Origin of the sequence: Pseudomarimonas arenosa (assembly GCF_014841215.1) — a bacterium.
Classification (GTDB): Bacteria; Pseudomonadota; Gammaproteobacteria; order Xanthomonadales; family Xanthomonadaceae; genus Pseudomarimonas; species Pseudomarimonas arenosa.
Genome location: NZ_JACYTR010000053.1, coordinates 1 through 22,041, shown reverse-complemented (window position 1 = coordinate 22,041; position 22,041 = coordinate 1). Strand labels below are relative to the sequence as shown.

Annotated in this window: 18 protein-coding genes and 1 pseudogene; 12 read left to right on the top strand and 7 right to left on the bottom strand. The window is 64.5% G+C overall.

Features of this window, described 5'->3' with window-relative positions; translation table 11 throughout:
- Window positions 1–197: 197 nt before the first annotated feature.
- On the bottom strand, window positions 198–2,057 hold the full coding sequence (gene rpoD, locus IFO71_RS17215) for an RNA polymerase sigma factor RpoD (RefSeq protein WP_192030904.1): 1,860 nt from the start codon (window positions 2,055–2,057) through the stop codon (window positions 198–200).
- A 113-nt stretch (window positions 2,058–2,170) separates the two neighbouring features.
- On the bottom strand, window positions 2,171–2,608 hold the full coding sequence (gene dtd / locus IFO71_RS17210; protein ID WP_192030903.1) for a D-aminoacyl-tRNA deacylase: 438 nt from the start codon (window positions 2,606–2,608) through the stop codon (window positions 2,171–2,173).
- A 41-nt stretch (window positions 2,609–2,649) separates the two neighbouring features.
- Here dtd and IFO71_RS17205 point away from each other — a divergent pair, with 41 nt between their 5' ends.
- From IFO71_RS17205 to IFO71_RS17195, 3 genes and pseudogenes are all read left to right on the top strand, one after another.
- Complete coding sequence (locus IFO71_RS17205; RefSeq protein ID WP_225444748.1) at window positions 2,650–3,651, top strand: LpxL/LpxP family acyltransferase; 1,002 nt, start codon at window positions 2,650–2,652, stop codon at window positions 3,649–3,651.
- Complete coding sequence (locus tag IFO71_RS17200) at window positions 3,648–4,193, top strand: PH domain-containing protein (RefSeq protein ID WP_192030902.1); 546 nt, start codon at window positions 3,648–3,650, stop codon at window positions 4,191–4,193. Before IFO71_RS17205 ends, IFO71_RS17200 begins: the two co-directional genes overlap by 4 nt.
- A pseudogene (locus IFO71_RS17195) lies at window positions 4,159–5,634 on the top strand (PH domain-containing protein); the annotation flags it as partial. The gene IFO71_RS17200 and the pseudogene IFO71_RS17195, both read left to right, overlap by 35 nt.
- A gap of 45 nt (window positions 5,635–5,679) precedes the next feature.
- Here IFO71_RS17195 and IFO71_RS22015 read toward each other — a convergent pair.
- From IFO71_RS22015 to IFO71_RS17180, 4 genes are all read right to left on the bottom strand, one after another.
- Window positions 5,680–7,212: a TrkH family potassium uptake protein gene (locus IFO71_RS22015; RefSeq protein ID WP_225444747.1), complete on the bottom strand. Its 1,533-nt coding sequence runs from the start codon at window positions 7,210–7,212 to the stop codon at window positions 5,680–5,682.
- Window positions 7,213–7,242: 30 nt separating this feature from the next.
- Window positions 7,243–8,691 (bottom strand): TrkH family potassium uptake protein, encoded by a 1,449-nt coding sequence (locus IFO71_RS17190; protein ID WP_192030900.1) that lies wholly within the window; start codon window positions 8,689–8,691, stop codon window positions 7,243–7,245.
- A gap of 17 nt (window positions 8,692–8,708) precedes the next feature.
- Entirely contained in the window at window positions 8,709–10,085 is a 1,377-nt protein-coding gene (trkA, locus tag IFO71_RS17185) for a Trk system potassium transporter TrkA (RefSeq protein ID WP_192030899.1), read from the bottom strand.
- Window positions 10,086–10,266: 181 nt separating this feature from the next.
- Window positions 10,267–11,655, bottom strand: coding sequence for a sigma-54-dependent transcriptional regulator (locus tag IFO71_RS17180; RefSeq protein ID WP_192030898.1), 1,389 nt, complete (start codon window positions 11,653–11,655; stop codon window positions 10,267–10,269).
- Window positions 11,656–11,751: 96 nt separating this feature from the next.
- Here IFO71_RS17180 and IFO71_RS17175 point away from each other — a divergent pair, with 96 nt between their 5' ends.
- From IFO71_RS17175 to rpoH, 6 genes are all read left to right on the top strand, one after another.
- Entirely contained in the window at window positions 11,752–12,954 is a 1,203-nt protein-coding gene (locus IFO71_RS17175; RefSeq protein WP_192030897.1) for a type II secretion system F family protein, read from the top strand.
- Window positions 12,955–13,105: 151 nt separating this feature from the next.
- Window positions 13,106–13,822: a cell division ATP-binding protein FtsE gene (ftsE, locus tag IFO71_RS17170; RefSeq protein WP_192030896.1), complete on the top strand. Its 717-nt coding sequence runs from the start codon at window positions 13,106–13,108 to the stop codon at window positions 13,820–13,822.
- On the top strand, window positions 13,819–14,757 hold the full coding sequence (gene ftsX, locus IFO71_RS17165) for a permease-like cell division protein FtsX (RefSeq protein ID WP_192030895.1): 939 nt from the start codon (window positions 13,819–13,821) through the stop codon (window positions 14,755–14,757). Before ftsE ends, ftsX begins: the two co-directional genes overlap by 4 nt.
- The gene (locus tag IFO71_RS17160) at window positions 14,754–15,608 is read left to right on the top strand and encodes a response regulator (protein WP_192030894.1); all 855 of its coding nucleotides are present in this window, start codon (window positions 14,754–14,756) and stop codon (window positions 15,606–15,608) included. The genes ftsX and IFO71_RS17160 overlap by 4 nt, the downstream gene beginning before the upstream one ends.
- A 7-nt stretch (window positions 15,609–15,615) precedes the next feature.
- On the top strand, window positions 15,616–16,338 hold the full coding sequence (gene ung, locus IFO71_RS17155) for a uracil-DNA glycosylase (RefSeq protein ID WP_192030893.1): 723 nt from the start codon (window positions 15,616–15,618) through the stop codon (window positions 16,336–16,338).
- A gap of 81 nt (window positions 16,339–16,419) precedes the next feature.
- Window positions 16,420–17,292: an RNA polymerase sigma factor RpoH gene (rpoH, locus tag IFO71_RS17150; RefSeq protein ID WP_192030892.1), complete on the top strand. Its 873-nt coding sequence runs from the start codon at window positions 16,420–16,422 to the stop codon at window positions 17,290–17,292.
- Between the two features lie 172 nt (window positions 17,293–17,464).
- Here the strand turns inward: rpoH and IFO71_RS17145 are convergent, their stop codons facing one another.
- Entirely contained in the window at window positions 17,465–19,738 is a 2,274-nt protein-coding gene (locus IFO71_RS17145) for a primosomal protein N' (protein WP_192030891.1), read from the bottom strand.
- Window positions 19,739–20,221: 483 nt separating this feature from the next.
- On the opposite strand from IFO71_RS17145, the gene IFO71_RS17140 reads away from it, so the two are divergent.
- From IFO71_RS17140 to IFO71_RS17130, 3 genes are read left to right on the top strand one after another with little or no spacing between them, the layout of a single operon-like run.
- Window positions 20,222–20,815, top strand: a complete 594-nt coding sequence (locus IFO71_RS17140; RefSeq protein WP_225444745.1) for an RNA polymerase sigma factor — start codon at window positions 20,222–20,224, stop codon at window positions 20,813–20,815.
- Window positions 20,812–21,198 (top strand): hypothetical protein, encoded by a 387-nt coding sequence (locus tag IFO71_RS17135; protein WP_192030890.1) that lies wholly within the window; start codon window positions 20,812–20,814, stop codon window positions 21,196–21,198. Before IFO71_RS17140 ends, IFO71_RS17135 begins: the two co-directional genes overlap by 4 nt.
- Entirely contained in the window at window positions 21,188–21,880 is a 693-nt protein-coding gene (locus IFO71_RS17130; protein WP_192030889.1) for a DUF3106 domain-containing protein, read from the top strand. The genes IFO71_RS17135 and IFO71_RS17130 overlap by 11 nt, the downstream gene beginning before the upstream one ends.
- The last annotated feature ends 161 nt before the right edge of the window (window positions 21,881–22,041 follow it).

The following is a 22,041-nucleotide window of genomic DNA, read 5'->3' as shown; positions in this document are numbered from 1 at the left end:
ATCGGCCAGTCTACCCCTGAATTGCCATGATTCAAGGGGTTGGCGAGGGTTTTTCAAGCAGTTTAGGGGTTTCAGCGCTAGTAGTCCGGTCCGGCGGGTGATTCTGGTCGGGCAGAAACGAAAACGCCGCCCAAAGGCGGCGTTCGTCGTGTATCCAACGGGCTGCTGGGTGGGTCTCAGCCGGCCCGCTACCGCCTTTACTCGATATCGAGGAAGCTGCGCAATTGCTCCGAGCGGCTCGGATGACGCAGCTTGCGCAGCGCCTTGGCCTCGATCTGACGGATGCGCTCGCGAGTGACATCGAACTGCTTGCCGACCTCTTCCAGGGTGTGATCGGTATTCATGTCGATACCAAAGCGCATGCGCAGCACCTTGGCCTCGCGCGGGGTCAGGCCGGCCAGCACGTCGCGTACGGTTTCCATCAGGCCAGTGGTGGTGGCGGTGTCGATCGGCGAGTCGATGCTGGTGTCTTCGATGAAGTCGCCCAGATGCGAGTCTTCGTCGTCGCCGATCGGAGTTTCCATCGAAATGGGCTCCTTGGCGATCTTCAGCACCTTGCGGATCTTGTCCTCCGGCATCTCCATTTCCTTGGCCAGTTCCTCTGGCGTCGGCTCGCGGCCGAACTGCTGCAGCATCTGGCGGGAAATGCGATTCAGCTTGTTGATCGTCTCGATCATGTGCACCGGGATGCGGATGGTGCGGGCCTGATCGGCAATCGAGCGAGTGATGGCCTGACGAATCCACCAGGTGGCATAGGTGGAGAACTTGTAACCACGACGGTACTCGAACTTATCCACCGCCTTCATCAGGCCAATATTGCCCTCCTGAATCAGGTCGAGGAACTGCAGGCCGCGGTTGGTGTATTTCTTCGCGATCGAGATCACCAGACGCAGGTTGGCCTCAACCATTTCCTTCTTGGCCTTGCGTGCCTTGGCCTCGCCAATCGCCATCGAGCGATTGATCTCCTTGATTTCCGGCAGAGTCAGGAACAGCGCTTGCTCAATGGTGATCAGCTGCTGCTGCTCGGCAATGATCGCCTCGCGATAATCCTTCAGCGTCGGCGACCACTTCTGCTTCTTCTTGACCAGCTCATCAACCCACTCGAGATTGGTCTCGGCGCCGGGGAATGCCTTCAGGAAATCCTTGCGCGGCATCTTGGCGTGCTTAACGCAATGTTCCATGATGATGCGCTCATGGACGCGGGTCGCGTTGACCACTTCACGCAGCTTGCGTACCAGGTTCTCCAGCAGCGGCAGCGGCAGCTTCAGGCCCATGAATTCAGCGGCCATCTCTTCGCGCAGCTTCAGAGCCTTCTTGTCGTCGACCGACTTGGTGTGGCTCTTCTGGAACTTCTGGTACAGACCACGCATCGACTCCATGCGACGCTGCACCTCGACCGGATCCGGACCACTGCTGGTCTCGTCGTCGTCGCTGCTGGTGTCGTCGTCGTCGCTGTCGTCGTCGCTGTCGCTGTCGTCGCTGCCGCTGTCATCACTGTCGCTAGCGCCGGACACCGGCTCATCGTTGAGCTCGTTGGGATCGACAAAACCCGAGACCACTTCGGTCAGGCGCTTCTTGCCTTCCAGGTGCTGGTCGTATTCCTCGATCAACAGCAGGATCGCCCAGGGGAAGCTGGCCAGGGCGCCCTGGACCTGATTCAGGCCCTCTTCGATGCGCTTGGCGATGGCGATTTCGCCTTCGCGGGTGAGCAGCTCCACCGTACCCATTTCGCGCATGTACATGCGCACCGGGTCGGTGGTTCGGCCGCCTTCGGTATCCAGTGCCGACAGTGCCGCCACCGCTTCTTCGGTCGCGGTTTCGTCATCATTGGCACCGGAAGAACCGGCGATCAGCAGGGCCTCGGCGTCGGGCGCAACTTCGTGCACCTCGATGCCCATGCCGGTGATCATGCCGATGATGTCTTCGATCTGTTCGGGGTCGACAATGTCGCCCGGCAAATGATCATTGACCTCGGCATAGGTCAGGTAGCCCTGTTCAAGCCCCTTGCTGATCAGTTGCTTGATATCGGACTGCTGCTCCTGCTTTTCGATCGCCATGCGGAACCTGAGTAAAGTGCGGACGAGAACGCGCCAGTATAGCGTCTGCTGATTGACGCTGCCAGCGGGATGGAGTAATGCGGCGTGACCGCGGTCGCGAAACCCAGTTCCGTTCAGCTCTGCAGCAGAAAGGTGACGGGCCCGTCATTGGTCAGGCTCACCAGCATATGGGCCCCGAAGCGCCCGCTTTCAACCCTCGGATGACGCTGCCTGCAGGCTGCCAGCAGCGCGTCAAAGCACTGCCGGGCAAGATCCGGCGCCGCCGCGCTGCTGAAGCTGGGGCGCAATCCGGAGCGGGTGTCCGCGGCGAGGGTGAACTGGCTGACCAGCAGCAGGCCACCCCCGACATCGCTCAGCGAGCGATTCATCTTGCCCGTCTCGTCCTCGAACACCCGATAGGCCAACAGACGCTCGGCCATCTTGTCGATCGCCTTCGGACCATCCTCCGGCTGCACCCCGACCAGGGCCAGCAGGCCGCGCTCGATCTGGCCGACGATTTCACCCCCGACCTCGACACGGGCCTGAGAGACGCGTTGGATCAGGGCAAGCATCGGCACTACTTCCTCATGATTTCCTTGGTCGCGATGCTCTGTTGCTGCCGCTGCCGGGTCAAGCGCCGCACGGCAAGGTGTTTCTCAACCGCTACACTTCACCGATGAACCTGAAGATGACTTGGCCCGGGCGGATCGCCTTCGCGGCGCTGTGGCTGCTGGGTGCCATTCCCCTGAGCGTGTTGCATGGTCTGGCCAGTGTGCTGGCCTGGCCGCTGGCACGGCTCAGCTTTCGCGAGAGCCGGGTGGCGCGGTTGAATCTGCTGCTGTGTTTTTCGCAGCTGGATGAGGCTGAGCGGCGTCGACGGCATCGGCAGGTGCTGCGCGAAACACTGTGCATGCTGCTGGAAAGTGGACGGGTTTGGACCCGTCCGGTGGGTCAGGCCTTGCGCTGGGTGCGTGAAGTGCGTGGGCTGGAACACCTGCAAGCGGCGCGTGCCGGAGGGCGCGGGGTGATCGTGGCGGCACCGCATCTGGGCAACTGGGAGCTGTTCGGCCACTACCTCAGCTCGCTTGGTCCATTGAGCATCGTCTATCGCGAGCCGCAATGGGTGCCGGCGCATCAGATCCTACTGCTCGGGCGTGGCGGCGGCGCGGTGGAACAACTGCCGGCGCAGCCGTCCAGCGTGCGCAAGATGCTCAAGGCGCTGCGCGATGGTCGTCTGCTGGGCATCCTGCCCGATCAGCAGCCGAAGGTGGGCGAGGGCGAGTTCGCGCCGTTCTTCGGCTATCCGGCCCTGACCATGACCTTGTTGTCACGTCTGGCAGAGAAGTCCGCCGTCGAGGTGGTGTTTGGTTTCGCCGAGCGATTGCCGCGCGGCGGTTTCCGGGTGCATTTTCTGCCGGCACCGGAGGGCATCGCCGATGCGGATCCGGTGCGTGCCGCCACCGCGCTGAATCAGGGGGTCGAGGCCTGTGTCGCCCGATCACCCTGGCAGTATCAATGGACCTACAAGCGCTTCAGCTGGCGGCCGCAGGACGGCAGTCGAAATCCGTACGTGCACGGTCACGAAGCGATTCATCCGCCGTCGGAGCAAGCATGAACACTATCGATCAGGATCTGGGCTCGCCTGACGCCGCAGAGGCCCCGGCCGAGCAGGTCGTCGCCGAGGCGAGCGCCGAGTTTGAACCGGCAGCCCCAGCGGCGATCTGGAGCATGCGGTTGACCGCTTTGTTGCTGGCCCTGCTGTTCGCCAGCGGCCCGATGATTGCGGTGCTGGTCCTGGTCGGTGCGTACTCGGCCTGGGCCGACTACCTGGTACTTGGCCTGATCGCACTGCTCGCTCTGCGCTTAGCCTGGCGTTACGCTGCAGCGCGGCATCGACGGTTTCGCTTTCGGCTCGACGGCCGCGGGCTGGAAATCCATCGCGGAGTGATCTGGCATAGCGAAATCCGCGTGCTGCGCTCGCGCGTGCAGCACACCGATCTCAGCCACGGCCCGCTGGAGCGCCGGCTGGGTCTGGCTAGTCTTCTGATCCATACCGCAGGCACCGACAACGCCACCATTCGCCTCGCCGGTCTCGCCGAAGCGCGGGCGCGGGCAGTTCGCGATGCGCTGTTGGAAGGGCACGATGAGCGACTCTGAGAGCAAGGTTGTGCCGGCTTCGGAGGCCGAGCGACGGCTGCATCCCTGGTCCTGGTTGTTCGTGCTGATCGAACAGCTGAAGAGTTTTGTGCTGCCGCTGCTCTTGCTTTGGCTCTTCGGTCGCGGTGGCGACTGGCAGGAGTACGCTGCTGCCGTCGCCACCGTGGTGCTGACCGTTTCAGCGGTGTACCGCTACTTCACCTATCGTTTCCGCATCGACTCGCGCGAGCTGGTGATTCGCAGCGGCCTGCTGGCACGCAATGTCCGTCATCTGCCATTCAAGCGCATCCAGCACGTCGAGTTGCGGCAGAATCTGCTGCACCGTGCCTTTGGCGTGGCCCAGTTGCGTCTGGAGTCGGCCACCGGTGGCGATGAAAGCGAGGCGGTGATGAATGTGCTGGCGCTGGACGAAGCACGCTCGATTGAGGCGCGCATCCGCGCCGGCGCTGGCGAGCAGGCACAGGTCGATAGTTCGAGTGCACATTCTGAGCAGTCGGTTCGGCTGCAGTTGCCGATTGCCGAACTGCTGCGTTTGGGTCTGACGCGCAACCACGGCTGGGTGGTGGTGGGCGCGGCCTTTGGTATCGGCTGGCAGATCGATGATGGTGCGCTATTCAGCGGTATCAAGCAGGGTTTCCAAGCGGTTTATGCCTGGGCCAGTCAGTGGCATGACAGCCTGGCGCTGAGCGCGGTGCTGCTGCTGCTGGTCCTGCTGTTCGTGGCTGCGCTGCGATTGGTCGGTACGGTCGTGGTGCTGCTGCGTTACTACGACTTTCGTCTGCATGATCAGGGCCGCCAATTGGCGCTGGAAGCGGGCTTGCTGACCCGTTACCGCCAGCAGATTCCGTTGAGCAAGGTGCAGCGCTGGGTGGTCGAGACTCCCTGGCTGCTGCGTCTGCTCGGCCGCAGCAGCGCCAGCGTGGAAACCGCCGGGCGCGGCCAGCGGGAGGAGGACTCTGCCGGTCGTGGCGTGGTGGTACCAATCGCCCGCGCCGGTCAGCTGAACGAATTGTTGAGTGAATGGGGTTTGGGGCAGGCACTGCAGGCCGCTGACTGGCGACCGATTCATCCGCGCGCCTGGCGTCGCTGGCTGATCGCCGACTGTTTCTGGCCGGCGTTTGTCTGGCTGATCGCCTTGCTCAATCTCGGCAGTGATGTGCTGCCATTGGGCCTGTTGTTGCTGCTGCCGGCATTTCTGAGCTGGCGCTCAGCGGTAAATGCGCGCTTCGCCTTTGACGGCGAGCGTTTGCTGTGGCGTCGCGGCGGTCTGTCGGAAACAGTGGAGCTGGTCGAGGTCGATCGCATTCAGTCGATAAGCCTGCGGCAGTCCCCGCTCGATCGCCGCGCCGGTATGATCAATGTCGCCATCGATACCGCTGGCGCCAGTCAGTGGCGCGGCATCATGCTGTTAAGGTCGCTGGCGGCAGAGGATGCCCGTGCGCTGGCCGATCGGCTGGCGGCGGCAATGCGCGCCCGGCGCAACGCCCTACTCGCGCCAGAACATCGGCGACAGCAGGACCAGGATGCTGAACACCTCAAGCCGACCGAGCAGCATGCCGAGCGTGCCCATCCAGACGGCCACCGTGCCGACGTCGGCGAAATGATTGGCCACCGCGCCGAGACCGGGGCCGAGATTGGTGATGGTGGCGGCGGTGGCGCCGAAGGCACTGCCAAGATCCAGGCCGGCAGCGTTGAAGCCGAGCATCAACAGCACAAAGCAGGTCACCCACAGGGTGATAAAGCCGCTGACTGACAGCACCAGGGCATCGGACACCTGGCGGCCGTTGAGCTTGACCAGGAAGGTGCCCTTCGGGTGAATCAACTGCCGTACTTCGCGCAGGCCCTGGCGCAACACCATCAGCACCCGCGCCACCTTGAGCCCGCCGGCGGTTGAGCCCGAGCAGCCGCCGATAAAGGCCAGCAGCACCAGCAGCAAGGGCGCCGGGCCGGGCCACAGCGAAAAACTGTCGGTGGCGTAACCGGTGGTGGTGAGATTGGCCACGGTCTGGAAGGCGGCGCGACGGAACGCTTCGGCCGGATGATGGAAGTGTTGCTGCGCCCAGACAATCAGGGTGATCAGCAAGGTGGCGGCCAACACGATACGCAGGAAGGCGCGCAGTTCGGAGTCGTTGAAGTAGGCCTGGATCGAGGCATGCCGCCAGGCGATGAAATGCAGGGCGAAGTTCATGCTGCCGAGCAGCATGAAGACGATGCAGATCGAATCCAGTAGCGGGCTGTTCCAGTAGGCGAACGATGCATCGTGGGTCGAGAAGCCGGCGGTGGACACCGTGGTCAGAGCGTGGCAGATGGCGTCGAACAGGCTCATGCCGCCGATCCAATAGGCGGCGGCGCACAACGCGGTCAGACCGACATATACCCACCACAGGGCGCGCGCGGTTTCGGCGATGCGTGGAGTGAGCTTGTTGTCGCGACTCATGCCCGAGGACTCGGCGCGGAACAGTTGTGTGCCACCGATCTTCAGCATCGGCAGGATGGCCACGGCCAGCACCACGATGCCGATGCCGCCCAGGAACTGCAGCACCTGCCGATACAACAGCACGCTGCGTGGCAGAGCATCCAGGCCGACAATGATGGTGGCGCCGGTGGTGGTCAGCCCTGAAGTTGCCTCGAACACCGCCTGGGTGAAGCTGAGGTGTGGTGGCGCATACATGAAGGGTACGGCAGAGACCAGGCTGGCCGCGACCCAGGTCAGGGTGACAACCAGAAAGCCATCGCGCAGACGCAGCTGATAGCGACCTCGTCGATTTGGCCACCACAGTGCAATGCCTATGGTGAAGCTGAGCGCGAAGCTGGAGAAAAACGCGTGGTGGGTGCCGTCGTCATCGAACGCGCCGAGCAGCATCGACGGCAACTTGGTCAGCGACGACAGGCCGACGATTACGCCAAGCACCCGCATCATGGCCCGCAGGCGCTGCGGCCCACTGCTGAAGATCCGTTCGCCGGCCGGCTGATCGTCCTGCAGGCCAAGGACTTCGCTGGAACTTTGTGTATTTTCCATGCGCTCCTCTCGCGCGGCCGGCCGTGTTTGCTATTCGCGCCAGAAGTCCGGAGTCAACAGTACCAGCAATGAGAACACCTCGAGTCGTCCCAGCAGCATCCCCAAGGTGCCGAGCCAGACCGCAGTATCGCTGACCTGACCGAAAGTGTAGGTCACTTGTCCCATGCCTGGGCCCAGATTGGCCATGGTGGCAACCACTCCGCCGAATGCCGACAGCGGGTCCAGTCCGGCGCCGATCATGCCCAGCATCAAGACCATGAAGCAGACCATCCACAGGGTGATGAAGCCGCTGACCGACAGTACCACGCTGCCCGACACCCGCTGACCGCCCATCTTCACCATGAATTGACCGCGTGGATGGACCAGCTGTCGCAGCTCGCGCCAGCCCTGGCGCATCACCATCACTACGCGGGCCACCTTCAGGCCGCCAACGGTGGAGCCGGAACAGCCACCAATCACCGCAACGATCATCACGATCATGGGCGCAATGCCGGGCCACTGGTCGAAGTTGCCGACGGTAAAGCCGGTGGTGGTCATGGCCGAGACGATCATGAAGCTGCCCTTGCGCAGGCTCTCCCAGGCACCATCGTAGGTGCCGGCCAGCCACAGTACAGCGGCGCTGAGCAGCGCGGCGAACAGCAGAATGCGCAGGAAGGCGCGCAACTCGGAGTCGTGCCGATACGGCGTCAGCGAGGCGCGCTTCCAGCACAGGAAGTGCAAAGCGAAATTGACCCCGCCCAAGACCATGAAGAGAATCGCCACGCTGTCCAACAACGGGCTGTTCCAGTGTTCGAAAGCGGCATCGTGGGTCGAGAAGCCGCCGGTTGAAATGGTCGCCATGGCATGGCTGATGGCGTCGAACAGGTCCATGCCGCAGACCCAGTAGGCCAGGCCACAAAGTACGGTCAGGCCGGCGTACACCAGCCACAGCGCCTTGGCCGTTTCTGCGATCCGCGGGGTCAGCTTGTTGTCGCGTGAGGGGCCGGTGGTCTCGGCGCGGAACAGCTGGGTGCCGCCGATGCGCAGCATCGGCAATACCGCCACCGCCAGAATCACGATGCCCATGCCGCCGAGAAACTGCAGCACCTGCCGGTACAGCAGCACCGAGCGCGGCAGCTGATCGAGCCCGCTGATCACAGTGGAACCGGTAGTGGTGAGGCCGGACATCACCTCAAACACCGCATGAGTGAAACTCAGGTGCGGCGGCGCATACATCAGCGGCAGCGCCGAGGCCAGCGAGGCCAGGACCCAGGTCAGCGAGACCACCAGAAAGCCATCGCGCAAGCGCAGCTCATAGCGAACCTGTCGATTCGGCCACCACAGCAACAAGCCGGCCAGGGCGCTGGCGATGAAGCTATGCAGGAACACCTGCCAGACGGCTTCGTCCAGGGCCAGGGCGAGCACAATCGACGGTAGCTTGGTCAGCGAGGTCAGACAAACGATGACCCCCAGAACCCGCAGTATGGCGCGTAGCCGCATAAAGGTGGATTCGGTAGTTAAATCCAGGTGGCGTCTGTGCGGAACAGGGCTTCGACCTTGGGCAGCTGGCGCTTGTCGACCAGGAACACGATGACGTGGTCGTTCGGCTCGATCACCACGTCGTGGTGCGCGATCAGCAGCTTGTCACCGCGGACGATGCCGCCGATGGTGGCGGCGTCGGGTAGCTGCAGCTCTTCCAGTGAGCGACCAATCACCTTGGAGGTGCGCCGATCACCGACGGCCACCGCTTCGATCGCTTCGGCCATGCCGCGGCGCAGGCTGTGCACCCGCACCATGGTGCCCTGGCGGATCCAGGTCAACAGAGCGCTAAGGGTCACCTGTTGCGGACTGACTGCGATATCGATGGTGCCGCCCTCGACCAATTCGGCGTAGGCCGGTCGGTTGATCAAGGCGATCACGCGCTGGCAGCCTAGCCGTTTGGCCAGCATGGCCGAGAGGATATTGGCCTCGTCGTCATTGGTCAGCGCGCAATAGACATCGGTCTGGTCGATATTCTCCTCGCGCAACAGGGCCTCGTCGGCGCAGTCGCCGACCAGCACGATCGACTTCAGCAAGTCCTCGGCGATGCGCTTGGCGCGCTCCTTAGAGCGCTCCAGTACCTTGACGCTGAAGCGGCCTTCCAGTGCCCGCGCCAGATTGCGGCCAATATTGCCGCCGCCAGCGATAAATACCCTCTTAACTGGACGTTCCGCTCGACGCAGTTCGTTCATCACAGTATGGATGTCGCGCCGATCGGCCAGGAAGAACACTTCGTCGCCGGATTCGATGCGCGAGCTGGCCTCCGGAATGATCGGCAGGCCGGCGCGGAAGATCGCCGCCACCCGGGCGTCGACATGGCTGGGCAAGTGCGAGCGCAGCTCGCGGATTTCGTGGCCGACCAGGGCGCCGCCCGGTACCGCGCGCACGGCCACCAGCTGCGCTCGGCCGTCGGCAAAATCCAGCGCCTGCAGGGCGCCGGGGTATTCGATCAGGCGCTGCACATGATTGCAGACCAGGGCCTCGGGGCTGATCGCCACGTCAACCGCGGCGCGGGTCTTGGCGGTGAGCTCGGGATGCTGCAGGTACTCGGCCTCGCGCAGACGGGCGATCTTGGTCGGCGTCTTGTAAACGATGTCGGCGATCTCGCAGGCGATCAGATTGACTTCGTCGCTGGAGGTCACGGCGATGATCATGTCGGCGTCTTCGGCGCCGGCGTGGCCCAGCACGCTGGGCAGGGAGGCATGCCCCTGCACGGTGCGAATATCCATCCGTTCGGCCAGATCCTTCAGCTTGGCGCTGTCGGTATCGACCACCGTGATGTCGTTGTTTTCGCTGGCCAGCGCAGCGGCCACCGACGAACCGACTTGGCCGGCACCGAGAATGATGATTTTCATGTTGAGGGCCGGGATTTGGGATTCGGGACTCGGGATGGGCAGTCACCCGAGTGCGCTGAGATGGCCGTGCGCAATGATCCATCGGCAGCGACGAGGCGTTCGTATATTGGCGCGCGCCAAACAGCGCGAATACCCGCTGTTAACGAATCCCGAATCTCGAATCCCGAATCCCGGCTCTTCATTATCCCCCCTCCTTGCCGGCACGAATGTCGACGCCCAATTCCTTGAGCTTGCGGTACAGATGAGTGCGCTCCATGCCTGCCAGTTTGGCCAGTTTGCCCACGCTACCGCCGGCATTGTGAAGCTGGTGCAGCAGGTAGCCGCGTTCGAACTGCTCGCGGGCTTCACGCAGCGGCAATGAGAAATCGATATTGATATTGGCGCCGTCATCGCCGGTGACCGAGCCGTTGCTACTGCTGGCGCCGAGCGCGTGATCGATCTCGCTGACCGCCACTTCGCCATCATCGCCGAGCAACAGCAGGCGCTGCACCAGGTTGTGCAGCTCGCGCAGATTGCCCGGCCAGTCGTGCTCGGCCAGGCGCTTCAGGGTTGACGGCGGAAATTGCCGCTTGGCCAGACCATCGCGCTGATGCAGGCGCTCCACCCAGTCTTGTACCAGCAACGGGATGTCTTCGCGCCGTTCGCGCAAAGAGGGCACATGCACCGGCACCACAGCGATCAGATAGTAAAGCTCGTCGCGCAGCTTGCCCTGATTGCGTGCCGCCTCGAGATCATCGCCGCTGGCGGCAATCACCCTCACATCGAGCGGAAGGGCGGTGCGGGCACCGACACGCAGGCACTGCTTGCGTTCGATCGCCACCGACAGTCGCAGCTGCATTTCCGGACTGAGCGCGGCCAGATCATCGAGAAACAGCGAACCGCCCTGGGCCTGCTCCAGCAGGCCGGCCTCCACGTCATCGCCATTTTCGCGGCCGAACAAGGTGGCGGCGGCCTGTTCATCGGCCACCGCGCCAGCCGCCACGGTGACGAAGGGCGCGTCGCGGCGCGGACTTAGCTGATGGATCCAGCGCGCCAGCGCTTCCTTGCGGGTGCCCGGCTCGCCCTGCAACAGTACCGGCGTAGCGTGGCCGGCAATGCGCTGCAGTTGGGCGCGCAACGAGCGCATCGGCGGCGATTCGCCGACCGGCGGATTGGCCGGGGCTATCTGCTGGCGCAGTGCGGCATTGGTCTTCTTCAGTTCGCCGGCTTCCAGCGCGCGCTGCAGACTGATCAGCAACTTGGCCAGACTGATCGGCTTTTCGATGAAGTCCCAGGCACCCAGGCGAGTGGCCTCGACCGCGGTTTCCACCGTGCCGTGGCCGGACATCATCAGCACCGGGCAGGGTAGGCCGCTGCCTTCCGACCAATCGCGCAACAGGCTGACGCCATCGACCTCGGGCATCCAGATATCGAGCAGGATGGCGTCGGGACGCAGCTCGGCAACCGCCTTCCGCGCCGCCGCGGCATGCTCGGCCGTCCGCACCCGGTAACCCTCGTCTTCGAGGATGTCCTTGACCAGTTCGCGAATGTCCGGCTCGTCATCGACGACCAGGATCTGGGCAGCGGGCATGCTGATCAGCTAGCTTGGGGGGCCCACAGTCTGAGCCGCTATGTCCTGCGCGGCAAGCGCGGCGCATGCGGGCGGCAAGCGTTTACACTTGCGCCCATGCCGGCCTTTTCCTTTCTAGCTCTCGATGCCGAGGGCCGTAATCAACGTGGTGTTCTGCAAGCCGATACGCCGCGGGCGGCACGCAGTGTGCTGCGCGAGCGCGGCCTCAACCCGCTGGAAGTGGTGGCGGTGGCCGAAGGTGGCGGTGCCGGTTCGGCCTGGCGACGACGCATGCCGGCCGGTCAGTTGGCAGCCTTTTCGCGTCAGCTGGCGGTGCTGGTCGGCAGCGGTTTGCCGATTGATGAGGCCTTGTCGGCGCTGGCCGATGCCAACGAGGGCAGCACCCAGGGCATGGTGCTGGCCCTGCGTTCGCGGGTGATGGAAGGTGCAACCCTGGCCAGTGCACTGGGCGAGCAGGGCAACCTGTTTCCCGCGCTGTTCCGCGCCTCGGTGGCCGCCGGCGAGGCCGCCGGTCGGCTGGATCAGGTGTTAAGGCGCCTCGCCGATCACGCCGAGGCCAGTGCCAGTCTGCGCCAGCGCGTGCTGCTGGCCTTGACCTATCCAGCCTTGCTCAGCGTGGTCGCGGTGACGGTGGTGAGCGCCTTGCTGATCTATGTGGTGCCGCAGGTGACCCAGGTGTTTCTGCAGCAGGGACAGACTTTGCCCTGGGCCACCCGCGTCCTGATTGCGCTATCGGATGCCGCCGCCAGCTTCGGAGGCTGGTTGCTGTTGCTGGCCGCGTTGGCCTTGGTGGCCGCCGTGCTGGCCTGGCGCCGCGAGCCGCTGCGCCTGCGTATCCAGCAACGGCTGTTGCGGGTGCCGATTCTCGGCCCCTTGCTGCGCGCCTCCGATGCCAGCCGCTTTGCCCGCACCTTGTCCTTGCTCACCGCCAGCGCGGTGCCGCTGCTTGAAGCGCTGAGCATTGCGGCGCAGGTGCTGCAGCTGTTGCCCCTGCGTGAAGCCTTGAGCCGGGTCGCACACAAGGTTCGTGAGGGGCATAGTTTTGGCCGCGCGCTGGCAGACAGTCAGCAATTTCCGGTGATCGCAGTGCGACTGATTCAGAGCGGCGAAAAAAGCGGCCGGCTTGATGACATGCTGGCTGAAGCCGCCGCGCAGCAAGAGCGCGACCTGGATACGGCACTCGGCGTCGCCACCGCGGCCCTGGGCCCCCTGGTGATCGTCTTGGTCGGCGGCCTGGTCTTGTTTATTGTGCTGGCCATTCTGTTGCCGATCTTCCAAATGAACACGCTTATTCGATGATTACGCGAGTTGTTCTTGCATTGCCTTTCGGTCGGGGCTCGGAATTGCTTCCACAGCCCCCGCGCGTCGCTACGCGCCGCGCCGCCCCCTTGACTCAAGGGGGCTTGAAAGGCGAATTGGGCTCGGCTGCGGCAGCGCGGGAGGCGAGAGCGTGACCGCCCTACTGCAATTCGACCGGGTCAGTCGGCGCTTCGTGTCGGGGCAACAGGCCTTGCTGGATGTCAGCTTTCAACTCGCGTCAGCCGATTTCAGTTTCATCACCGGTCATTCCGGTGCCGGCAAGACCACCTTGCTGCGTCTGGTCTATGCCGCCGACCGGGCCAGCAGCGGCAGCGTGTTGTTCGAGGGACGCAACCTGGGCCGCCTGCGGCGCGGCGCCTTGCCGACCCATCGGCGTCGGGTCGGCGTGGTGTTTCAGGATCATCGACTGTTGATGGATCGCAGTGTGTACGACAATGTCGCCTTGCCGCTGTTGATCGCCGGAGTGAAACCGAGTGAGATCGGCAAGCGGGTGCGCATTACTCTGGAACGCCTGGGGCTGGGCGATCGGCTGCAGGCCCGGCCCGGCTTGCTGTCGACCGGCGAGCAGCAGCGCGTCGGCATCGCCCGGGCCATCGTCGGTCAGCCGCCTTTGTTGGTGGCCGACGAACCGACCGGCAATCTCGATCCGCAACTGGCTGAGGAAGTGATGGGCCTGCTGGCCGAATTGCCGGCGCAAGGTACCGCGGTGATGGTAGCCAGCCATGATCTGCCGCTGATCAAGCGTATGCGCAAGCGCGTGCTGGTGCTGGACAAGGGCCGCTTGATCGATGATTTCCGCCCCGAACCTGAGTCCGAGCTGGAAGACGGCCAGGAGGACCCGGCATGAACGCGCGCCGTGCCGATCGCGACAGCGCGCCGCGCGCCTGGCTGCGCAGCCATCGGCGCGGCCTGGTCGACAGTCTGTCCAGCTTGCTGCGGCGGCCGCTGGCCAGTGTGTTGACGCTGTCGGTGCTGGGGCTGGCGATCGCCCTGCCGGTGTGCCTGGCAGCCTTGGTCAAGGAGGCCGATCGCTTCGCCTCCGGCCTGCGCGATTCGCGCGAAATCAATCTGTTCTTTCAGCCCCAGCTCAGCGCCGAGGAAGCCGCGCAGTTCGGCCAGCGCTGGCGCGACGATCCGCGGGTGGCCGAGCTCAACCTGCGCAGTCCCGAGCAGGGACTGGATGAGCTGAAGCAGATGCGTGATCTGGCCGACGCCCTGGGTGCCCTGGAGCGCAACCCCCTGCCTTGGGTGGCGCTGATCGTGCCGCGCCAGGGCAGTGACGATCACGCCTTGGCCGCTGAATTGCGCGGATTGCCCGAGGTTGACTTGGTGCAGCATGATGCTGAGTGGCGTGAGCGGTTGGCCGCCTGGCTCGGTCTTGGCCGACGGGTGGCTCTGCTGGCCTCGGTACTGTTGGGCATGGGGGTGATCCTGGTGGTGGGAAATACGGTGCGGCTGGAGATCCAGGGGCGGGCGGAGGAGATCGCCGTGCTGCGATTGCTGGGCGCCAGCGATCGCTTCATTCGTCGACCGTTCCTCTATCTCGGCGCGTGTTACGGTGTGTTTGCTGGCGGCTTGGCCTTGGCGGTGGCCTGGGGCTTGGCTGAAGCGGTGGCCGCGCCATTGCAACGATTGATCACCAGTTATGGCAGCGAATTTCAGCCCTGGCTGGGCGAACCATGGGAGTGGGCTGGAGTGATAGCAATCGCCTTGATGTTGGGATGGATCGGTGCTTTTCTGGTGGTGGGCCAGCAATTGCGCCGAGCCGAGGTTCAGGCATGAGCACCAGCATCACCCGACATATCAGCTCGGAGACGCCGCGCATCATGGTGGTGGACGGCTCCAAGGTGGTACGCAAGATGATTGAGACGCTGCTGATCAAGGACGTGCCCAATGTCACCGTGATCAGCTGCGAAACCGGCGCCGAAGCCAAGGCGGCGCTGCAGGAAGGCGTGGTCGATCTGGTCACCACCGCCCTGCGTCTACCCGACATGGATGGCATGGAATTGGCCCATTTCGTGCGCGAACACGCGCCGCAGGCCTATATCCCGATCATCGTGGTCTCCGGTGACGTGCAGGAACGGCTGGTCAACCGCAGCTTTACCGATGATGTCACCGACTACTTCGACAAATCGCTGGGCTTTGCCGCCCTGACCGCCTTCATCCGCGGCTACGTCTGCAATGACGATAGCGGTGGTGAAGTGCTGTATGTCGAAGACAGCAAGGTGGTGGCGATGGCCACCCGCCGCATGCTGGAGAAAAACGGCTTGCAGGTGATTCACGTGCCCAGCGTTGAGGATGGCATTGCCCATCTGGAAACGGCGATGGCCCAGGGCCGCATTCCCGGCCCCGATGTGGTATTGACCGACGTCTATTTGAAGGGCGGCATGACCGGCGCCGACCTGCTCGACCACGTGCGCAATGTGTTCGAGTACGGCAAGGCGCAGTTGCCGATCCTGGTGATGACCGGCGACGACAACCCGGCCAACCAGAGCGCCCTGCTGCGCGCCGGTGCCAATGATCTGGTGCAAAAGCCGATCGAGGAACGTCTGCTGGTCACCAAGGTGCTTTTCCAGCTGCGGGTCGGTCGGATGATGCGCGAGAAGGTGGCCAAGTCGCAGCCGGCCGGCTGAGCGCGGTGTGAGCGAGCTCGACAGCGCCACCGCGGCGCCGGCGGAGTCGCGGATCCGGCTGGAGCCGGGCTGGGCAGCGCAGCTGGAAGATCAGCTGCAATCTGCGCCGATGCAGGCCCTGAGCGCCTTTCTGCGTGCCGAGCTGCGCGCCGGCAAGCGCATCTATCCGCCTGGCAAGCGCATGTTTGCCGCCTTCGACCAGACCCCGTTCGATCAGGTCAAGGTGGTGATTCTGGGGCAGGATCCCTACCACGGGCCGGGCCAGGCGCATGGGCTGTGCTTTTCGGTGTCGCCTGGGGTGCCGGTGCCGCCTTCACTGCGCAATATCTATGCTGAGCTGGAGCGCGACCTTGGCCTGGTGGCACCGCCGCATGGCTGTCTCCAGGCCTGGGCTGGGCGTGGCGTGCTGCTGTTGAATGCCGTGCTCAGCGTCGAGGACGGCAAGCCGGGTAGTCACGCCGGGCGCGGCTGGGAGGACTTTACCGATGCCGCGATCGCTCGCCTCAACCAGGGCCGGGAACATCTGGTGTTCATGCTCTGGGGCAGCTACGCGCAAAAGAAAGGTGCCCTGATCGATCGCCAGCGCCACTGCGTGCTGCGCGCACCGCACCCCTCGCCGCTGTCGGCCTACCGCGGCTTTATCGGCTGCGGCCACTTTGGTGCCGCCAATCGCTACTTGAAAGGCCGCGGGCTCGCCCCCATAGATTGGTCCTTGCCGGCGACAGCCTGAATCGTCTTCAACCAGGGCGCGGGGCAGGGGAACTACGCCCCCGCTTTAGCACTCTAACGGCCGGACTGCTAAGATTGGGACATGGAGAACGCCATGACAAATGCCCTGGTGGCTTACAACCTGCCGGTACCGAACGCGCTGGGCTCGCTCGATGCCTACATCGGCGCGGTCAACCGCCTGCCCATGCTGACTGCCGAAGAAGAGTCCGCGCTGGCGCAAAAGTACCAGGAAGATGATGACCTGGACGCCGCGCGTGCCCTGGTCATGTCGCATCTGCGCTTCGTCGTCCACGTCGCCCGCGGCTACAACGGCTATGGTCTGCAGATGGGCGATCTGGTGCAGGAAGGCAATATCGGCCTGATGAAGGCGGTCAAGCGCTTCGACCCGAATGTCGGCGTGCGCCTGGTCAGCTTTGCCGTGCACTGGATTCGCGCCGAGATGCACGAGTTCATCCTGCGCAACTGGCGCATCGTCAAGGTCGCTACCACCAAGGCACAGCGCAAGCTGTTCTTCAATCTGCGCAAGTCGCGCAAGCGCCTCGGCTGGATGAACCACGAAGAAGTCGAGACGATTGCCCGCGAATTGAACGTGCAGGCGTCTGATGTACTCGAGATGGAAGCCCGTTTGAATGGCCGCGACATCGGCTTCGATGCCCCGGTCGACTCCGACGACGAAGCGCCGCCGGCGCCGGTGGCCTACCTCGAAGACCATGGCGTTGACCCGTCCCTGGTGCATGAGATGGAAGACGAGGAAACCGACCAGCTCGACCGCCTGCGGCAAGGCTTGGCCCGCCTCGACGCCCGCTCGCGCGACATCATCCGCCGTCGCTGGCTGGACGATGACAGCAAGATCACCCTGCAGGAACTGGCCGACGAATACGGCGTCAGCGCCGAACGCATCCGCCAGATCGAAGCCAACGCGATGAAGAAGATGAAGTCGTTGTTTGTGGCTTGAAGGCCGTGATTGGTGATTCGTGATTCGTGGTAAGAGCGCGATTCGCCACCGCCGCAGCAAGAGTTGACGCCGCTGACTTGCTCAGCGGCGTTTTGCTATGCGCGGACAGGAGGAAAGTGGCCCGGTTACCGGGTCATCGCCGGGCCCGTTTTGGCAAATCACCAATCACGAATCACCCCAGCTCTGAGGGATCCACATCCAGGCTCCAGCGCACTTTTCTGACGCCGGGTAGATCGTACAGCGTGGGTACCCAGCGTTTCAGCAGGGCCTGCAGGGCGGGGCGTTGTGCTGCAGAGAGCAGCAATTGGCCGCGCGAGTAGCCGGCGCGCTTCGGCATCGGGGCGGGGAGGATGGCGGAGGCGTCTACCTGCTGGCCTAGCCAGGCCGCGGCCTGATCTCGGGCCTGCTGCAGAAACTCGCGCCAAGCGCTGGGGCTTTGCGCTTCGGCGCGCAGCAGGGCGAGGTGGGCATAGGGCGGCAGACCGAGCGCTTGGCGTTCGGCCAGGGCCTGTTCGGCGAATTGGCGGTAGCCGCCGCTGAGCAGGCCGGTGAGGAAGGGGTGCTGTGGGTGGTGGGTCTGCAGCAGCACATGGCCGGGGCGCTGCGCCCGTCCAGCGCGGCCGGCGACCTGGATCAGCAGTTGCGCAAGGCGTTCGGGGGCGCGGAAGTCGATGCTGTGCAGGCCGTCATCCACGCCCAGCACCACCACCAGCTGCAGCAGGGGCAGGTCGTGACCCTTGGCCAGCATCTGGGTGCCGACCAGAATCGAGGGGCGAGTGGCACTCTCGCTCAGCAGGCGCTCCACCGCATCCTTGCCGCGGGTACTGTCGCGATCAATGCGCAGCACGGGGTACTGCGGAAACATCTGCGTCAGGCTGTCCTGCAGTCGTTCTGTGCCGATGCCCTGAGGCTGCAGGGCCAGGCCCTGGCAGTCCGGGCAGGCCGCCGGCAGGCGAGCCTGGGCGCCGCAGTGGTGGCATTCCAGTCGCGGCGGCGCGCGATGCAAGGTCATGGGCCGGTCGCAGCGGGCGCATTGGGCGACGAAGCCGCAGTCGTGGCAAAGCAGGGCTGGGGCGTAGCCGCGACGGTTGCGAAACACCAGCACCTGGCCGCCGCCTTCGAGCGTGCGCCGAATCGCCGCCAGTGCCGGCGCGGCCAACCCTTCCTGCAGGGTTTGCTTACGCACGTCCAGCACCTCGACCTGCGGCGGTCGGGCGCCGCCGGCGCGGGTACGCAGGCGCAGCGTCTGGTAACGGCCGCGCTGCGCCTGCGCCAGGGTCTCCAGGCAGGGCGTGGCACTGCCCAGCAGCACCGGCAGGCCCAGCGCCTGGGCTCGCACCAGGGCGAGATCGCGGGCCGAATAGCGCACCCCATCCTGTTGCTTGTAGGAGCCGTCATGTTCTTCGTCGATGACGATCAGGGCGGCACCCGGTAAGGGCAACAGCACTGCCGAACGGGTGCCGACCAGCACCAGCGGCTCGGCGGCGGCCAGGCGGGCCCAGGTCTTCCGCCGCTCACCCTCGGCCAGTCCGGAGTGCCAGACCAGCACCGCCTCGCCCAGGCGTCGGCGGAAGCGCCGCACAGTCTGCGGCGTCAGCGCAATCTCCGGCACCAACACCACGGCCTGCCGACCGCTGGCCAATACCTCGGCCAGCAGTTCCAGGTAGACCTCGGTCTTGCCGCTGCCGGTGATGCCGTCCAGCAGAAAGGTCTGGAAGCCGGCATTGGCGGCGCCGGGCAGACGTGCCCGTACGGCATCGACGGCCGCCTGTTGTTCATCGTTGAGGGTGAATCCGGCACTGGCCTGTGGCGGCGGCAGTGAGCTGGCTGCGCGACGCAGGCGCTCCACCAGGCCCAGCGCCTGCAGTCTGCGCGCCGCGCCGCGCCAACCCTCGAGGCGGGTGTCAAGCTCATCCTCGTCCAGCTCGACCGCTTCCAGCCTCTGCCACAGTTGCTCGGGCAAGGCGCCACGCCGCAGGCGTTGGACTGCGTGGTGATCGGCGTTGTCGCAGCGGCGCCAGACCCAGCGCCCGGGCGACTCAGGTGTGTCGCCCTGGCGCAGGCCGGCTGGCTGGGCCAGGGCCAATACCTCACCCCAGGGGGCGTGATAGTAGTCGGCCATCCAATGCAGCGTGTGCCAAAGCTCGTCCGGCAGCAGTGGCTGCTGGTCGATGCGCCGCAGGGCCTGCCTGAGCCGCCTGTCGCCCGGCGGCCGCGCGCTCACGCCGACCACCATGCCGATCAGGCGGCGCGGTCCGAACGGCACCTCGACGCGACAGCCGATCCAGTGCCGGTTGATGGTCTGCCCGGCCGGTGGCAGATAGTCGAATGGACTCGGCAGGGGCAGGGCCAGAGCCACCTGCAGTACCGTCGCTGCCGGCGAATGGCCGTCCTCGACCAACCCAGCGGCTGCAGCCGAGCCGTGGAGCGAGTCGCGATGAATCATGCAAGCCCCGGTTTGCCGCATATTGCTGGCAAATGACTTAACAATGATCGGTAACGCATTGTATTCAAGGAGGTTTCCGAATTATCCACAGCAGCTGTGGATAAGTTTGTGGAAGAGCCACGGAAGTAGGGCGCCAGAGGCCCGGAAAATGTGGCTTCCGGCCTACTTGGTGAAGTTTTCGCCACTCATCTTTAACATATATAAATCAGCTACTTACAAATTTCTTTGTGAACAAGATCGCTTTTTCCCCGGTCATTGTGAAACACCTGTGACGAAGATTTCGCCGCTGTGCACAACGTTCCACGAGCGAAGCCCGCTACAAAGCCTGAGAGAGCCATTTGATCGTCTTGTCAACCATATATCCGCCCGAGCGTTGACACTCCAGAACCGGCTGCCACTGTGGCAGTCGGCACGCCAACCCCGGCCGCCGATCGGTCGGCACCGACCCGGCCGCCACATACAGGAGCCTTGAGGATCGCTAGAATGCCCGCCCCGATCGCCACCACGGCGTCTTCCTTCGCATCCCTGATGACGGCCGAAAACAGCGCAGTCGACAGCTTGGAACAGTTTCTCCGCTCGGTCGAGCGGCGCGCGCTGCGTCATGTCGAGCTGAGTTGCCGCGATCATGAGGATGCTCTGGATGTGGTTCAGGAGACCATGCTGGCCTTCGTCAAGCGCTATCGTGACAAGCCAGCCGATCAGTGGCCGCTGCTGTTCTGGCGGGTGCTGGACTCCAAGCTGGTTGATCTGTATCGAAAGCGCAGTCTGCGCGGGCGCTGGTTTGGCTGGCTCGGCATGGCCGAAGAGGACTCGACCACCGATCCGCTGCAGCAGGTGGCCGATCCGATCGAGCCGGGCCCGCTGAGTCGGCTGAGCGACCAACAGGCCACCGAGGCGCTGTTGCAAGCCCTGCGCCAGTTGCCCTTGCGCCAGCGCCAGGCGTTCCTGCTCAGGGTCTGGGAAGGCCTCGATGTGCAGCAGACGGCCAGCGCCATGGCAGTCTCGGAAGGCAGCGTGAAAACGCATCTGTTTCGCGCCCTGCAGGTGCTGCGTGGGCGTTTGGAGAAGCACCTATGAGCAAAGATCGCTGGATTCTGCGCAGCCGCGAGCTACTCGACCAGCACGCCGCTGCCCTGCCGGCGTCGACCCTGGCCAAGTTGGCCGCGGCGCGCCGCCATGCCTTGGCCGCCGTCGAGCGGCCGCGTTCGAGACTGCCGCTGTGGTTCGGTGCTGGTCTGGGCGCGGCGGCTAGCGTGCTGCTGTGGTTCGCCGGGGTCGGCATGACGCCGAGCCCGCAGGTGCCGGTCGAAGCACCGGCGATGGTGATCGAGGAGCCGCTTGATCAGGCGCTGACCTTGCCGAGCTCAGACGTCGAACTGCTGGCCTCGGAGGCCGACTACGCCCTGATGCAGGACCTGGAGTTCTACGCCTGGCTGGAGAGTGGCGCCAATGGCAGCTAAGTCATTCCGGGGCTGGAGCCTGCTGTTGCTCGCCGCGCTGTGGACGGGTGCGCTACAGGCTCAGCCGAGCCTACCCTGGGCCAGCCTGGATGCGCAGCAGCAGGAAATCCTTTCGGCCTTTGCCCAGCGTTGGGAAGGCATGCCGCTGGAGCAGCGCGCCCAACTGCTGGCCAACGCCGAGCGCATTCGCAAGCTGCCACCGGAACGGCGTGAACAACTGCAGCGCAAACTCGACCAGTGGCAGGCCCTGCCAGCCGACGAACGGGCCCGTTTGCGCGAGCGCTTCGAGGCCTTTCAATCATTGCCGGAAAGCGAACAGCAGCGCCTGCGGCACGAGTTTCAACGCTTCAACAATTTGCCGCCGCAGGAACGCACCCGGCTGCGCAAGGAGTTCGAGCGTATGAGCCCGGAGCAGCGCCGCGCCTTCATGCTGGGCGCGCGAGCACGCGAAGCGGCCGACGTGGCGCGCCGGGTATTCGCCTTTGTGCCGCCGGAAGAGCGTCAAGCCACCTGGGACATGCTGCAGCGGCTGGGCCGCGAAGATCGTCGGCGCATGCGCGAGTTGGTGCGACGTATGCCGCCCTGGCAGCGTGAAGAGCTGCGCAAGGAAATGCTGGCCACGCCGGCCGAGCAGCGCAGCGAGTATCTACGCGGGCGATTGGCCGAGGCCGGCGTGCGCTAAGCCGGGTGTTTCACAAGGTCGCGCAGAAAGACGCCGCCAGCCCTAGCAGGCTGCTGAAATACCTCCTCGCATCGTAAACTTGTCTCATCCTTCAGATACACCGCTGGCAAGGAAGCCCGATGCGCGGAGCCGATGTCTTCATGGAGCAGTTGTTCACGGTC